Here is a 12986-nt window from a genome sequence, read left to right as displayed (position 1 = left end):
GGAGCTACGGGAGGCGGTTCGCGAGTTCGGTGAGGGCGCGGCCCAGGGGGAGGTCGACACGGACGGCCGCGTGCGGGTCGCCGCGTGTTTCGCCCTGGTTGACGATCAGGACCGGCTTGCCCGCCCTGGCCGCGGACCGCACGAACCGCAGGCCCGACATGACGGCCAGCGACGAGCCGAGCACGAGCATCGCGCTCGCGGCTTCGACCAGCCGGTAGCAGCGGCGCACGCGCGGTGGAGGCACATTCTCGCCGAAGAACACCACGTCCGGTTTGAGGCGGCCCGAGCACCCGGCGCAGGCGACCAACTGGAACTCGCGCACGACCTCGTCGGCGAGTTCGACGTCGCCGTCCGGGTTGACCCGGGCCGCTACGCCCGCGAATCCGGGGTTCGCCGCGCGCAGCTGATCGTCGAGGGCTTCGCGCGAAGTCGTCCGCCCACAGTCCAGGCACACGACGCGATCCAAGCTGCCGTGCAGTTCCACCACGCCGGGCGTACCGGCCGCCTGGTGCAACCCGTCGACGTTTTGCGTGATCACGCCGGACAAGTAGCCACGCGCGCGCAACTCGGTGACCGCCCGGTGCCCGTCGTTCGGCTCGGCTCGCGCGACGGTGCGCCAGCCGAGGTGGCTGCGGGCCCAGTACCGGCGGCGAGCCGCTTCGCTGCCGGCGAACTCCTGGTAGGTCATCGGCGTGTGCCTGCGGAGCGTGCCCGACGCGCCGCGATAGTCGGGAATCCCGGACTCGGTCGACAGCCCGGCCCCGCTCAGGACCACCACCCCACGCCCGGTGACCGCGCGCGCGAGTTCGTCCAGGCTGGTCGTCGCCGGTACGGGCGCAGCCGTGACCGTCCAGGTCAGGGTCGGTCGCGTCCGCACACCCGCAGGGTACCGATCAATCGGGCAGCAGTGGCACCGTTGGGCCGTCGTCGCGCCCGAGCAACGTGGCGCGGGTGACGGCGCAGGAGCCGAACCTCTCCCGCGGGCTGTCGAGCGTGGTTCGCTCTCCCGTTGCTCGACCGACGCGTAGAACGCGTAGAACGCGTCGAGATCGGCGTGCGGGATCGGTCTTTCGGTCGTCACGAACACGGGTTCGCACCGGTCACCGACATTCTCGGTAACGGGGTGTGACACGAACGGCCGTGCCGGCGCTGACCTAGGTGAGCGGGTGGCGGTCCCACTGCCCTCCCCCCAGCGAGGGACCGCCGCCCGCGCCTGCCGAGGTGGTGTGACGCCGAAAGACAAGGTGGCGCTGAAACAAGCGAGCGGACGGCGATCCCCGCCGACAGGGGAGTGTCGCCCGTGCCCACCCCGGCGGGGGCCGGGTGGGCAGGCCGTGGGTGGAAAGTGTTGTCGGGGCAACACTTTCCACCCACAGCTCGCTCTCCTCAGGCGGCCCGAACCCAGTTCGGCGGCCCGCACTGCGCGCGCAAGGTACCCAGGTGCACCCATTGCCTGCCCCCGTTCAACCCGGCGAGCACGACCGGACGGTGGCACCGGTGACACGGCTGCGGTGGCGAGTCGACCTTCAGCATGGCTGCCCCTCGTGTGGCTGGAACCTTGGCCCTTCCAGACTGATCCAGCACGCGGGCGGTGGCACCCGTAGCCATACCCATCCCGCTACGTATCCCGGCACGGGACGGCGACCTGCGGCAACGGTGATCTCTTGACATCGTTGTCGCGCGATTTCTAAAGTCCACCACGAACTTTCACAAGAGCGACTCATATTCACATATGTGAACGAATCTGGGCAAGGACAAGTACGAAGTCGTGCCGACCCCGCGCGGGCCGGTCGACGACACCGTGCTCGCCGAAGGCACCACCACCTACCTGATGGCAGGCTCGGCGCGCCAGGACGCCCAGAAGAAGCTGGCCGAGTTCCTGATCACGGCGGACGCGCAGGCGCTCGGCACCAAGGCGACCGGCACCGCGACACCGGCGGTCCGGCTGCCGGTCAACAAGACCGTGAACGTCTCGACGACCTACGACGACCCGCGCTGGCAGACGTTCGCCGACAACTACGCCGACAGCTCCAGGCCGTTCCCGAACGTGCCCGACTTCCAGCCCTTCCGGCAGGACACCGCCGCGGGGCTCAACAAGCTGTTCTCCAGCTGCGGCACCGACGTGCAGGGCTCGCTCGACACCCTGGCCGGCACCTTGAAGAACGATCTGGCCAAGGAAGGAATCGCCCAGTGACCTGGGTGTCCGCACCGGTCGCGGAACCGGGTGGTCCCGGCGGCCCCGAGCCGCCGGAACCACCCGGCGGCGCGGGCCCCGGCCGCTTCCGGCTCGGCCTGCTCCGCCTGAACCGGCGCCTGCTGCTGTTCCTGATGTCCAAGTTCGTCCCGATGGTCGACGGGATCGAGCTGAGCCTGTTCCAGGTCCGGCCGTTCCTCGGCAACCTCTGGGTCGGCCTGGACAACTACCGGACCGTGCTGAGCGATCCGCTGTTCTCCTCGGCGCTGCAGCACACCGTGGTGCTGGCGGCCGGCCAGACGCTGGGCTCGATGCTGGTCGGTTTCCTGCTCGCGCTGCTGCTGGAAGGCCACGCGCGGTCGCTGTGGTTCGTGCGCTCGGCGGTCTTCCTCCCCGTGGTCACCGCGACCGCGGTGGTCGGGCAGATCTGGCGGCTGCTGATGTTCTCGGGCAGGCAGGGGTTCCTCAACACGATCCTCGGCTATGCCGGGCTCGGCCCGTTCCCCTTCCTCGACGATTCGGGGACCGCCCTCTGGTCGGTCATGCTCGTGGACATCTGGAAGGGCGCCCCCTACGACATGGTGATCATCCTGGCCGGGCTGGCCGGGGTCGACCGGCAGCTGTACGAGGCGGCCGCGATCGACGGCGCGTCGACCGGGCAGCGGCTGCGGCCGATCACGCTGCCCGCGCTGCGCCCGGTGATCACGATCCTGCTGACGCTCGCCGCCATCCGCGGGCTGCGGACGTTCACCGAGGTCTTCGTGCTGACCGGCGGCGGTCCGGCGGGCGCGACCGAGGTGTGGATGACCCGGGTGTTCACGGTGGGCTTCGAAAGCGGCAACGACATCGGCGTGGCCAGTGCCGCGTCGGTGCTGCTGTTCCTGGCCACGCTGGCGCTGACGGTCGCCATCCGGATCTATCGGCGAAGAAAGGATCTGGCATGAAACCCCGCGGGGCAAGCGGCGGCTGTCAAGCCGGCACGATCGCGATCGAGCGCGAACTGGCGGAGGAGCAAGCGTGACCGCGGCTGTTTCCCGCAGGCGGCGGGCCACGAGCGGCCAGCGTTTCGACACCGCACTCGGCTGGCGGACCGGTGGCGGCGCCTTGGCCGGCCAGACCGCGCGCATCGTGCTCTGCGTCGTGGTGTGCTGGTCTTCACCGGCCCGTTGATCACGATCCTCTCCGGCGCCTTCGACATGAGCACCGACCCGACCCAGCTGTCGATGCTCCCGCGCCGCCCGACCGCCGGCAACTTCGAGGTCGCCGGTCAGCGCGGTATCTGGCGGTATCTCGCGACCTCGCTGATCGTCGCCGGTGGCGCGCTGCTGCTGCAGGTGACGGTCAGCGTGTTCGCCGCCTACGCGCTGGCACGCAAGAGGTTCCGCGGCCAGGCCGTGGTCCTGGTGGTGATCCTGGCGACGATGATGCTGCCCGAGGAGGTCATCGCCATCCCGCTGTCGCTGGTGATGGGCGACCTGCCGGTGCTGAACATCAGTCTCAAGGGCACCATGCTCGGCATGATCCTGCCGCTGGGCGCGTGGGGCTTCTCGATCTTCGTGCTGAGCGAGTTCTGCGCTGCGGCCTCCGCCGCCGCGGCGACGACACCGGCTACATGCGCCGCTTCGACCCGGCCTACGAATCCCGCCGTCCCCGCTGGTAACCCGCGAGTCCCACCTTCGCGCCCGCGAGTTCCACGGCCGCGCGCGTGTCCGCTTTCGCTGTGTGCGAGTTCCGCGCCACCTCCGACGGCTGGCGTCCACGCGATTCAGGGGGTGCGGTCGCGTGGGGGCGTGGTCGTGGAGGCGGAAGCGGCCGGCTGTTGGGCGCGCTGTTCCTGTTGGCGCAGCGCGTCCTCGCGGCCACGTTCGTAGGCCTCGTCGCGAGCCCGCGCGCCGGGGAGCTCGCGTTCGGCACGAGACAGCCAGCGGTCCCAGCGATCCTGCATGGGACGCAGCAGGCCGCCGCCCACCCCGATCACGATCACCCCGGCCACCGAGGCCAGCAAGGCGATCAGCACCGGGCCCGTCACCGCCGTGGCGACCCCGATCTGGTCCAGCGCGGCGACCACGCCGAATCCGATGACGACCACCTGGACCAGCCGCGCCACCAGCGGGCCGAAGCTCGTTCCCCGCATGCCGCCGTTGACCAGGTCGTACAACGCGTTCGCCACCGCAGCCGCGATCACCACGATGACGACGGCGACGATCGCCCTCGGCAGCCAGGCGACGATCGCGGCGAGGACCGTGCTGATCGGGTTGGGGCCGAACACGCCGAAGGCCATCTGCAGGGTGATCAGCAGCACCGCGTAGTAAACCAGCGCCGCCACCAGCCCGCTGGCGTCGTACTTGGACGGTTCGAGTGCCCGCTTGATTCCGCCGCGTTCCACCGCGCGGTCGAAGTGGAGCCGTTGCAGAACGACCTTGACCAGCTTGCGCAGCGCGAAGGCGACCAGCCAGCCGATGGCCAGGATCAGCAGGAACACGGCGAGCTTCGGCAGGAAGGTGATCACCATCCGGAGCGCGTCGTTCAATGATTGGGTGATATTCACCGGTCTCACATCCCTTCAGGCGACCAGGGCCGCGATGTCACCCGGCTGCGTACCCGCCGCCCTCCGGGCCGAAACGGACTATTCGCTTAGGACAGTCCAAAGAAGATTTTTCATTTTTCGGTGAATCTTTCCTTGCTGTGACAGGGTTTTCGGGATCACTTTTCGTCGCGCCAGCCGGTTTCGCCGTTTCGCTCCACGGGTACGACCTGCACACCGGAGTTGGCCGGAAGTTCCTGCGTCAGGAGGAAAAAAGCCATGAAGGGTGGAGGGCGGATCGCGCTCGGAGTCGGGATCGGTTACCTGCTGGGACGGACCCGCAAGATGCGGCTGGCGTTGTCGATCGCCGCCGCGGGCGCCACCAGGGCCATTTCGCCGCGGGATCTGCTGCAGCGGGGTTTGAAACAGCTTGGCGGGGCCGGAGAACTGGGCAAGCTCACCGATACGGCGCGCGGCGAGCTGCTGAACGCGGCCAAGGCCGCGGCGGCGACGGCGGCCAGCAGCCGCATCGACGCGTTGAACGACCGGCTTCAGGCCGGTGGCGGCCTGAAGCCGGGCGAGGGCAAGAAGCCGCCCGAGGAAGCCGAAAGCGGCCGAGCGGAGGCGGGGGAGGAAGAAGAGCCCCAGGAGAAAGAAGAGTCCCGGGAGAAAGCCTCCGGTGAGCAAGAAGAGCCCGAGGCCGAAGCGACTCGCGGCGAGGCCGATGAGGAAGAACAGCCGGAGAAAACCGAAGAACCGCGGGGTCCCGCCACCCATCGGCGCACCCCCGCCCGGACGGCGGCCCGGCGCAGGAGTCCGGAGGAATCCGATGAGGAGTCGCCGACGCGGCGAACGGCCGCGCGGGCGCGTGCGGGTGCCGCCCGGATGCCGGTGCGGCGCACCAGGAGGTGAACCCGATGGTCGCCAAGCAGGCACAGAAGGTGGCCGGGGCGGTGCAGCAGAAGGCCGAAGAGGTGGCGCCCGACCTGGCCGGGAAGGTCACCGAGAAGTTGCCGGACCTGACCCCGTCGAACCAGTTGAACGAGTCCCTGCGCAAGCTCGCCGGAACGCTCACGACCAGGGCGGCCACTTCGCTGGCCGGAAAACTCACCTCGGCCACCGGACGGCTGACCGAGTACGCCGAATCCGGCGGTGTGGGTGGCCTGGTCAAGGCCATCACCGGAGACGAAGGCGGATCGAAGATCAAACGGAAGGCGATCCTCGGCGCGCTGAAAGGCGGTTTCTCCGGTGCCACCGAGGGGATCACGGAAGGGCTGAAGGGCCTCTTCGGCGGAAAGGGTGGCGGCAAGGGCAAGGTCAAGATGACCAACATAGTCGAGACCGTCGACATCGGCCTGCCCATCGATCTGGTTTACGACCAGTGGACCCGGTTCACCGACTTCCCCAGCTTCATGAAGAAGGTCGAGGACGTCGGCCAGATCAGCGACGAGACGGTGCGCTGGACGGCGAAGATCTTCTGGTCGCGCCGGACCTGGGAGGCGACGATTCTGGACCAGGTTCCGGATGACCACATCGTGTGGCGGTCCAAAGCGGACAAGGGCCATGTCGACGGTTCGGTCACCTTCCATGAGATGTCGCCGAACATGACCCGCGTCGCCGTCGTGCTCGAGTACTACCCCAAGGGCTTCTTCGAGCACACCGGAAACCTCTGGCGGGCGCAGGGCCGCCGGGCCCGCCTGGAACTCAAGCATTTCCGGCGGCACATGATGGTGCACGCGATCCTGCAGCCGGACGAGATCGAAGGCTGGCGCGGCGAGATCCACGACGCAAAGGTCGTCTCCCGCGGCGAGGAAGAGCCCGAAGAGGAATTCGAAGGCGAGTACGAGGAAGAAGTGCCCGAACCGCGGCGTGAGCGCGAACCCGCCCAAGCCGGGGCCAGGGAAGGAGAAAGCCGATGACCACCGCGATCCAGCCGGCCGGCGGTGGCGCGCTGGGCAGGCCGAGCGCGAGCGGCCTGGCCGACGTGATCGACACCATCCTGGACAAGGGCCTCGTGATCGACGCCTATGTCCGCGTTTCACTGGTCGGCATCGAGTTGCTGACGATCGACGCCCGCGTGGTGGTCGCCAGCGTCGACACCTACCTGCGGTTCGCCGAGGCCGCGAACCGGCTCGAAATCTCGCAGACCGAGCCCAAGGGGCTGCCCGGCCTGATCGAGGACGTGCAGCGGGGTGGCGCCCGGCACAAGGCCAAGGGCGCGCTGGAGGCCGCCGGCGACAAGCTGCGCGACTTCCTCGGCGAGACCCTGACCGAGGGCGAGCAGGCCCGGCGCCGGCGACAGGGAGGCGACTGAAGATGCCGGAGACCGCTGTCTACGTGTACGGCATTGTGCCCGCCGACGTGGAAACCGACCCCGATGCGCGTGGCGTACGGGACGCCGGGGTGCACGTCGTCCGGCAGGGCGAGATCGCCGCGCTCGTCAGCCCCCTCACGGGCGAGGGGCCGCTGGGCAGGCCCGAGGACCTCACCGCGCACGCGGCACTGCTGGACGGGGCCGCGGCCGAGGTACCGGTGCTGCCCCTGCGATTCGGCGCGGCGCTGGCCGACGAGCAGGCCGTGGTCGACGAACTGCTGTCCGCGCACCACGACGAGTTCGCCGCCGCGATCGCCGAACTGGAGGGCAAGGCGCAATACGTGATCAAAGGCCGGTATGACGAAGCCGCGATCCTGAGCGAAATCCTCGCCGAGAACGAGCAGGTGGTCCAACTGCGGCAGGCGATCCAGGGCAAGCCCGATGACGCCACCCGCAACGAGCGGATCGCGCTGGGCGAGCAGATCAACAACGCGATCGAGGCGAAACGGCAGGCCGACACCCAGGCCGTGGCCGACGTGCTCACCCGCCACGGCGTGCTGCTGAATGTGCGGGAACCCACGCACGAGGAGGACGCCGTGCACATCGCGTGCCTGTCCGAGACCGCGAAGCAGGCCGACCTCGAGAGCTCGGTCGGTGAGCTGGCGCGGGCCTGGGAAGGCCGGGTGAAGCTGCGGCTGCTCGGCCCGCTGGCGCCCTACGACTTCGTCGTCGGTCAGAGCGGGGAGCAATGAAATGGGACTGGTCACCGCCGTACTCGGGCTTCCGTTCGCGCCCGTGAAGCTGGTCGTCTCGCTCGGCGAACTGATCCAGCGGCGGGTGGAGGAGGAACTGCACGACCCGGCCTCCGCCCGGCGCCGGCTGGAGGCGATCGAGCGGGCACGGGAGGCCGGGGAGATCACCGCCGAGGAGGAAGCCGAAGCACAGCAACAGGTTCTTGACCGCATGATCGGGTCCACGGCGGGCCTGTGAGCACCAAGGAAGGATGATCGCCTGTGGCCGCGGCCAAATCCCGGCGCGACGTCGAGCCGTCGGCACCGGACGGCGAGGAGGAGCTTTCGGCGGTCTCCATCGCGTCCAAGGCGCTGGACGTCCTGTCCGGGCTGACCACGAAGCCGCTCAACGGTGTCACCTCGGTGGAACCGATCGAGGACGGCTGGCTGGTCGAAATCGAAGTGCTCGAAGAACGGCGGATCCCGTCCTCATCGGACATGCTGGCGCTGTACGAGGTGGAGTTGGGTTTCGACGGCACCTTGCTCGCCTATCGCCGGACACGACGGTACGGACGTGGAGCGCGGTGAGATGACCAGCTCTTCACGCCCCGTCGTGGTCGGGCAGGGCAGCTCGTTGAACACCGGCGGCGACCACCAGCCGGCCAACCTCGGCGACATCCTCGAGCGCGTGCTGGACAAGGGCATCGTGATCGCCGGGGACATCAGGGTGAATCTGCTCGACATCGAACTGCTGACCATCAAGCTGCGTCTGGTCATCGCCTCGCTGGAGACCGCGCGGGAGGTCGGGATCGACTGGTGGACCCGCGATCCCTGGCTGACCGGCCGCGATATCGAGGGCGACAACCAGTTGGAGATCGAGAACCGGGAGCTGCGGGCTCGCGTCGCCGAGCTGGAAGGGCGCGGCGCGGCGCAGCGCGAACTCGGGGAAGGCCCCCATGACTGAGCACTACGGCAGCTGGCTCTACGCCGTCACCCGCCAAGCGGGTGCGACCTTTTCCGAGCGCCTGACGGGAGTCGCCGGCGAGCCACTGCATGCGATCGAGGAGTCCGGGCTGGTCGCCGTCGCCGGTTCGGTGCCGCTGAGCTCGTTCGGCGACGAGGCGCTGCGCCGGAATTTCGAAGACCTCGACTGGCTCGGCGCGGTGGCGCGGGCCCACGACGCGGTGGTGGACGCCGTGTCACGGGCAGGACCCGCCGTGCCGCTGCGCCTGGCCACGGTCTACCTCGACGACGAGCGCGTCCGGCTCGTCCTCCAACACCGGAAAGACGACTTCGCGCGGGTGCTGGACCGGGTGGCCGGGCGGACGGAGTGGGGGGTCAAGGTGGTTTTCGATCCCGCGCGCCTGCGCGAACCGGAAGTCGCCGCGGCCGGCGGTGGCACCCGGCCGGGTGCGGCCTACCTGCAACGGCGGCGGACCGAACTCGCCGCCCGCGACCGGGAAGAACGGTTCGCCGTCGAACAGGCCGAAAAGATCCACTCGGCGCTGTCCGCGCTCGCCGTCGAGGCGCGGCGGCACCGGCCGCAGAGCCCGCGGCTGTCCGGGAACGCCAAGCCGATGATCCTCAACGCCGCCTACCTGGTCGACGACGAGGCGACCCGCGAATTCACCCGCGCGGTCGCGGAACAGGACGGCGGGCACGCGGCCATCCAGCTGCAACTCACCGGCCCGTGGCCGCCGTATTCGTTCTCCTCACTGGAGGAACCGGCACCATGAGCGAACCGGTGCCACTGTCCGAACCGGTGCCACTATCCGAACCGGACCGGCCGATCGCGCTGGTCGACCTGCTCGACCGGGTGCTCGGCGGCGGGGTCGTGATCACCGGTGAGATCACGCTGTCGATCGCCGACGTCGACCTGGTGCGTATCTCCCTGCGCTCGCTGCTGGCCTCGGTCACCGCGCTGGAGCCAAGATCATGACAGAGAACCCGCGTATCAACGCCGACCCGGAAACCGCGGAACGCAGCCTGGTGAGCCTGGTGCTGACCATTGTGGAACTGCTGCGCCAGCTCATGGAGAAACAGGCACTGCGCCGGGTGGAGCACGGCGACCTCACCGACGAACAGATCGAGGCCATCGGCCTGACCCTCATGCGCCTCGAGGAGCGGATGCGGGAGCTGTGCGACCATTTCGGCCTGACGCCGGAGGATCTCAACATCGACCTCGGCCCGCTCGGCACCCTGCTCCCGGAGCGGTGACCGGCCACGGCTACAGATAGGGCCTGGTGATCATCTCGATCGCGTGACCGGACGGATCCTTGAAATAGACGCCACGGCCACCGTGTTCGGTGTTCGTCTCGCCGGGACGTTTCATCCGCGGGTCGGCCCAGTGCTCGATACCCGCTCCGCGGATCCGGGCATACGCGCGGTCGAAGAGCTCGTCGTCCACCAGGAACGCGTAGTGCTGCATCTGGATCTCGACCGGGGGCTCCGCGAACTGCAGGAGCACGCCGTCATCGAGCTGGAGGTTGGTGAACACTCCCCACGACGGCGCTTCGGCGAGCTCGAAAAGCTCACGGAAGAACTCCGCCGATTCGTGCCGGTTCTTCGACGCGATGATGGTGTGGTTGAACGTGACGGTCATGATTTTCTCCTTGGTCAGGGGAAAGAAGGCGCGACGGAAGGCCGCAGGTCCGGGGTGGAAGGAGGACGCGGGTCCATGACCCGCCCGAGAGCTCAACGCTCTACCGGGTGACCGATCCGTGCGTGGCTGTGCGCCGTCCCGGTAATCACGCGATCAATCTAGCCCATCACGCGGCGGTCAGCGGGCTCACCGTCCGCCGCCGCGAGCCGGGCCAGCTGCTGCTCGCCGATCTGCGCCGGTTACACCGCAGGGCCGCGGGGGTTTCGGTCGACTGGGAACTGCTCGCCCCGGGCGCCCAGGCCGCGAAAGACGCCGGTCTGGGCGCGCTCGCGCAACGCTGCCATCCGCGGACCCCGCGGCAGCCGAAATGGACCAACGCGGTGCTCAAGACGCTGTCGCCGCGGATACTGGTCTCCTGATCATCGCCGTGGAAGGGAGACCGAATGCCCGAGGCGACCTACGAGCTGCGTCCGGTCGGTTGGGTGACGTCGCCGCTGACCGACCGTGAGACCGCCCCGAAGCAGGGCGACGAAGGGGCGCCGCCCGCGCGCGTCGTCTTCCGGCCCGATCTCCGCGAGGCGGCGGCCGACCTGCGGACCGGGGACGAAGTGCTGGTGCTGACCTGGCTGCACCAGGGCCGCCGCGACGTGCTTTCGGTCCACCCGCGCGGGGACACGAACCGGCCGAGGCAGGGCGTGTTCTCGACCCGGTCGCCGGACCGCCCGAACCCGATCGGCCTGCACGCGGTCACCATCACGGCCGTCGAAGAGGGCGCGATCGTCGTCCGCGATCTCGAGGCGATCGACGGCACGCCCATCCTCGACGTGAAACCGGTCCTGGGCGCGGTCCACGAACGGTGACGGTTCCGGCAAGGCCGGCCTCACCCGGTGACCTCGCCCGCCACCGGGACGGGCAAAGCCTCGAGGTAGGCGGGAAACCGGTTGCGCCACAGCCACGAGACGTCGCGGCCGAAGGACCAGACGAGCGAACCCAGCGCCAGCACGGTCAATGCGGCCGCGGCCGGCCGCGGCACGGCGTCGAGTCCGGCGACGACCAGGACGATGCCCTGCAAGGCCGCGACGGTCTTCCTGGCGATGCTCGGCGGCAGCGGCGATCGCAGCCACGGCGCGAACCAGGCAGCGGCGACGAAGACGTACCGCATGGCGCCGATCATCAGCACCCACGGGCCGAGGGAGAACGAGACGTACGCGCTGAGCACCATGATCAGGAACGCGTCGACCTCCATGTCGAACCGCGCGCCCAGCGGCGAAGCCGTGCCGGTACGGCGGGCGACCAGGCCGTCGACGGCGTCCAGAGCCAGCGCCACGGCGGCGATCGAGACGAAGACCACGCCTTCCGGGGCCCGCTCGGCCACGAGGACCGTGACACCGCCGACGAGCACGGCTCTGGCGAGCGTCACGTGGTCCGCCGGCCGCAGCACGTGAGTTCCCCAGCGGCGCAGGGCGAAGGCGAGAACGGTCGCCAGCGCCACGGTGTAGCCGACGGCGGTCAGCCAACCCACGACACCGGGGTTGAGCAAGGACACCAACAACATCTGGGCACCTGCGGCGGCGGCCAGCTCGTGGTCGGCGGAAACGGTGTTCGTCTTCAAGATCGCGTACCCTTCCGGTGCGAAACGGAGGTTGTCCATGACACGTTCCGCTACCGCCTTTTGGTTCAAAGGCCCTGGTGAGGGCGAGATCCGCAGCGTGGAGCTGACGGCCCCCGGTCCCGGCGACGTGCTGGTCCGCACCCTTTTCTCGGGGGTCAGCCGCGGGACCGAGACGCTCGTTTTCCGTGGTGGAGTGCCGGAAAACCAGTACCGGGCGATGCGGGCGCCCTTCCAGGAAGGCGAGTTCCCGTGGCCGGTGAAGTACGGCTACCTCAACGTCGGCGTGGTCGAGCAGGGGTCACCCGGACTGCTCGGCCGCACCGTCTTCTGCCTCTATCCACACCAGACGCATTACGTCGTGCCCGCCGACGCGGTGACCGTGGTGCCGGACGGGGTACCCGCGTCCCGGGCGGTGCTGGCCGGGACGGTGGAGACCGCCGTCAACGCCCTGTGGGACGCGGCGCCGCTCGTCGGGGACCGGATCGCGGTCATCGGGGCGGGCATGGTCGGGTGCAGCGTCGCCGCCGTGCTTGGCGGGTTCCCGGGCGCCCAGGTCGAACTGGTCGACGTGGACCCCGCACGGGCGGCCGTCGCCGAGGCGTTCGGAGTCGGCTTCGCCACACCCGAGCGGGCCACCGAGGAGTGCGACCTGGTGATCCACGCCAGCGCCACCGAAGCCGGGCTCGTCCGCGCGCTGGAACTCCTCGCGCCCGAGGGCGAAGTGATCGAGCTCAGCTGGTACGGGGACCGCAAGGTCTGTCTGCCGCTGGGCGAGTCGTTCCATTCCCGGCGGCTCACCGTCCGAAGCAGCCAGGTAGGTTCGGTCTCCCCGGCCAGGCGGTCGCGGCGCACCTTCGGTGACCGGCTCGCGCTGGCCCTCGACCTGCTCGCGAACCCCGCGTTCGAAGCGTTGATCACCGGGGAGAGCCGGTTCGGGGAACTGCCGTCGGTGATGCCCGCGCTCGCCGAAGGCGAGATTCCGGCACTGTGTCACCGAATCGTCTACTGA

General features: G+C 69.3%; 21 protein-coding genes. 17 read left to right on the top strand and 4 right to left on the bottom strand.

Going from position 1 to position 12986, the window contains the following annotated elements; translation table 11 throughout:
* Positions 1-4: 4 nt before the first annotated feature.
* Positions 5-877, bottom strand: coding sequence for an NAD-dependent protein deacetylase (locus VJT49_RS32570; protein WP_324168813.1), 873 nt, complete (start codon positions 875-877; stop codon positions 5-7).
* Positions 878-1768: 891 nt separating this feature from the next.
* Between VJT49_RS32570 and VJT49_RS32565 the strand changes: the two genes are divergently transcribed.
* From VJT49_RS32565 to VJT49_RS32550, 4 genes are all read left to right on the top strand, one after another.
* Positions 1769-2194: a hypothetical protein gene (locus tag VJT49_RS32565; RefSeq protein WP_324168812.1), complete on the top strand. Its 426-nt coding sequence runs from the start codon at positions 1769-1771 to the stop codon at positions 2192-2194.
* A complete protein-coding gene (locus VJT49_RS32560) occupies positions 2191-3138 on the top strand; it encodes a sugar ABC transporter permease (protein ID WP_324168811.1) in 948 nt (315 codons plus the stop codon). The genes VJT49_RS32565 and VJT49_RS32560 overlap by 4 nt, the downstream gene beginning before the upstream one ends.
* 73 nt (positions 3139-3211) lie before the next feature.
* Entirely contained in the window at positions 3212-3364 is a 153-nt protein-coding gene (locus VJT49_RS32555) for a hypothetical protein (protein ID WP_324168810.1), read from the top strand.
* A complete protein-coding gene (locus tag VJT49_RS32550) occupies positions 3340-4065 on the top strand; it encodes a hypothetical protein (protein WP_324168809.1) in 726 nt (241 codons plus the stop codon). Before VJT49_RS32555 ends, VJT49_RS32550 begins: the two co-directional genes overlap by 25 nt.
* Here the strand turns inward: VJT49_RS32550 and VJT49_RS32545 are convergent.
* Positions 3960-4742 (bottom strand): mechanosensitive ion channel family protein, encoded by a 783-nt coding sequence (locus tag VJT49_RS32545; protein ID WP_324168808.1) that lies wholly within the window; start codon positions 4740-4742, stop codon positions 3960-3962. The genes VJT49_RS32550 and VJT49_RS32545 overlap by 106 nt on opposite strands.
* Positions 4743-4997: 255 nt before the next feature.
* On the opposite strand from VJT49_RS32545, the gene VJT49_RS32540 reads away from it, so the two are divergent.
* The 10 genes from VJT49_RS32540 to VJT49_RS32495 are packed head-to-tail and all read left to right on the top strand — an operon-like array spanning position 4998 to position 9980.
* The gene (locus VJT49_RS32540; protein WP_324168807.1) at positions 4998-5630 is read left to right on the top strand and encodes a hypothetical protein; all 633 of its coding nucleotides are present in this window, start codon (positions 4998-5000) and stop codon (positions 5628-5630) included.
* Positions 5631-5635: 5 nt separating this feature from the next.
* On the top strand, positions 5636-6637 hold the full coding sequence (locus VJT49_RS32535) for an SRPBCC family protein (RefSeq protein WP_324168806.1): 1002 nt from the start codon (positions 5636-5638) through the stop codon (positions 6635-6637).
* Positions 6634-7032, top strand: coding sequence for a gas vesicle protein GvpJ (gene gvpJ, locus VJT49_RS32530; protein WP_324168805.1), 399 nt, complete (start codon positions 6634-6636; stop codon positions 7030-7032). Before VJT49_RS32535 ends, gvpJ begins: the two co-directional genes overlap by 4 nt.
* A 2-nt stretch (positions 7033-7034) precedes the next feature.
* On the top strand, positions 7035-7784 hold the full coding sequence (locus VJT49_RS32525; RefSeq protein ID WP_324168804.1) for a GvpL/GvpF family gas vesicle protein: 750 nt from the start codon (positions 7035-7037) through the stop codon (positions 7782-7784).
* 1 nt (position 7785) lies between these two features.
* Positions 7786-8022 (top strand): gas vesicle protein GvpG, encoded by a 237-nt coding sequence (locus VJT49_RS32520; RefSeq protein ID WP_324168803.1) that lies wholly within the window; start codon positions 7786-7788, stop codon positions 8020-8022.
* A gap of 23 nt (positions 8023-8045) precedes the next feature.
* Positions 8046-8351, top strand: a complete 306-nt coding sequence (gene gvpO / locus VJT49_RS32515; RefSeq protein ID WP_324168802.1) for a gas vesicle protein GvpO — start codon at positions 8046-8048, stop codon at positions 8349-8351.
* A 1-nt stretch (position 8352) separates the two neighbouring features.
* On the top strand, positions 8353-8727 hold the full coding sequence (locus VJT49_RS32510; RefSeq protein ID WP_324168801.1) for a gas vesicle protein: 375 nt from the start codon (positions 8353-8355) through the stop codon (positions 8725-8727).
* On the top strand, positions 8720-9499 hold the full coding sequence (locus tag VJT49_RS32505; protein WP_324168800.1) for a GvpL/GvpF family gas vesicle protein: 780 nt from the start codon (positions 8720-8722) through the stop codon (positions 9497-9499). The genes VJT49_RS32510 and VJT49_RS32505 overlap by 8 nt, the downstream gene beginning before the upstream one ends.
* Positions 9496-9702 (top strand): gas vesicle protein, encoded by a 207-nt coding sequence (locus VJT49_RS32500; protein ID WP_324168799.1) that lies wholly within the window; start codon positions 9496-9498, stop codon positions 9700-9702. Before VJT49_RS32505 ends, VJT49_RS32500 begins: the two co-directional genes overlap by 4 nt.
* Positions 9699-9980: a gas vesicle protein K gene (locus VJT49_RS32495; RefSeq protein WP_324168798.1), complete on the top strand. Its 282-nt coding sequence runs from the start codon at positions 9699-9701 to the stop codon at positions 9978-9980. Before VJT49_RS32500 ends, VJT49_RS32495 begins: the two co-directional genes overlap by 4 nt.
* A gap of 10 nt (positions 9981-9990) precedes the next feature.
* Here VJT49_RS32495 and VJT49_RS32490 read toward each other — a convergent pair whose 3' ends face one another.
* Positions 9991-10365 carry a VOC family protein gene (locus VJT49_RS32490; protein WP_324168797.1) on the bottom strand — a complete coding sequence of 125 codons (375 nt, stop codon included), beginning with the start codon at positions 10363-10365 and terminating at the stop codon, positions 9991-9993.
* Positions 10366-10472: 107 nt separating this feature from the next.
* Here VJT49_RS32490 and VJT49_RS32485 point away from each other — a divergent pair, with 107 nt between their 5' ends.
* Together VJT49_RS32485 and tsaA are read left to right on the top strand one after the other, a co-directional pair.
* Positions 10473-10784: a hypothetical protein gene (locus tag VJT49_RS32485; RefSeq protein WP_324168796.1), complete on the top strand. Its 312-nt coding sequence runs from the start codon at positions 10473-10475 to the stop codon at positions 10782-10784.
* A gap of 24 nt (positions 10785-10808) precedes the next feature.
* Positions 10809-11225 carry a tRNA (N6-threonylcarbamoyladenosine(37)-N6)-methyltransferase TrmO gene (tsaA, locus tag VJT49_RS32480; protein ID WP_324168795.1) on the top strand — a complete coding sequence of 139 codons (417 nt, stop codon included), beginning with the start codon at positions 10809-10811 and terminating at the stop codon, positions 11223-11225.
* A gap of 20 nt (positions 11226-11245) precedes the next feature.
* On the opposite strand, the gene VJT49_RS32475 is transcribed toward tsaA, so the two are convergent.
* Entirely contained in the window at positions 11246-12016 is a 771-nt protein-coding gene (locus VJT49_RS32475; RefSeq protein WP_324168794.1) for a CDP-alcohol phosphatidyltransferase family protein, read from the bottom strand.
* Here VJT49_RS32475 and VJT49_RS32470 point away from each other — a divergent pair.
* Positions 12015-12986, top strand: a complete 972-nt coding sequence (locus VJT49_RS32470) for a zinc-binding alcohol dehydrogenase (RefSeq protein ID WP_324168793.1) — start codon at positions 12015-12017, stop codon at positions 12984-12986. The genes VJT49_RS32475 and VJT49_RS32470 overlap by 2 nt on opposite strands.

The sequence above is a fragment of the Amycolatopsis sp. genome (assembly GCF_035276945.1).
In the GTDB taxonomy this organism is placed as follows: domain Bacteria; phylum Actinomycetota; class Actinomycetes; order Mycobacteriales; family Pseudonocardiaceae; genus Amycolatopsis_E.
Note: the sequence above shows the minus strand (reverse complement) of the source record. Positions and strands in the feature narration are given on the sequence as shown.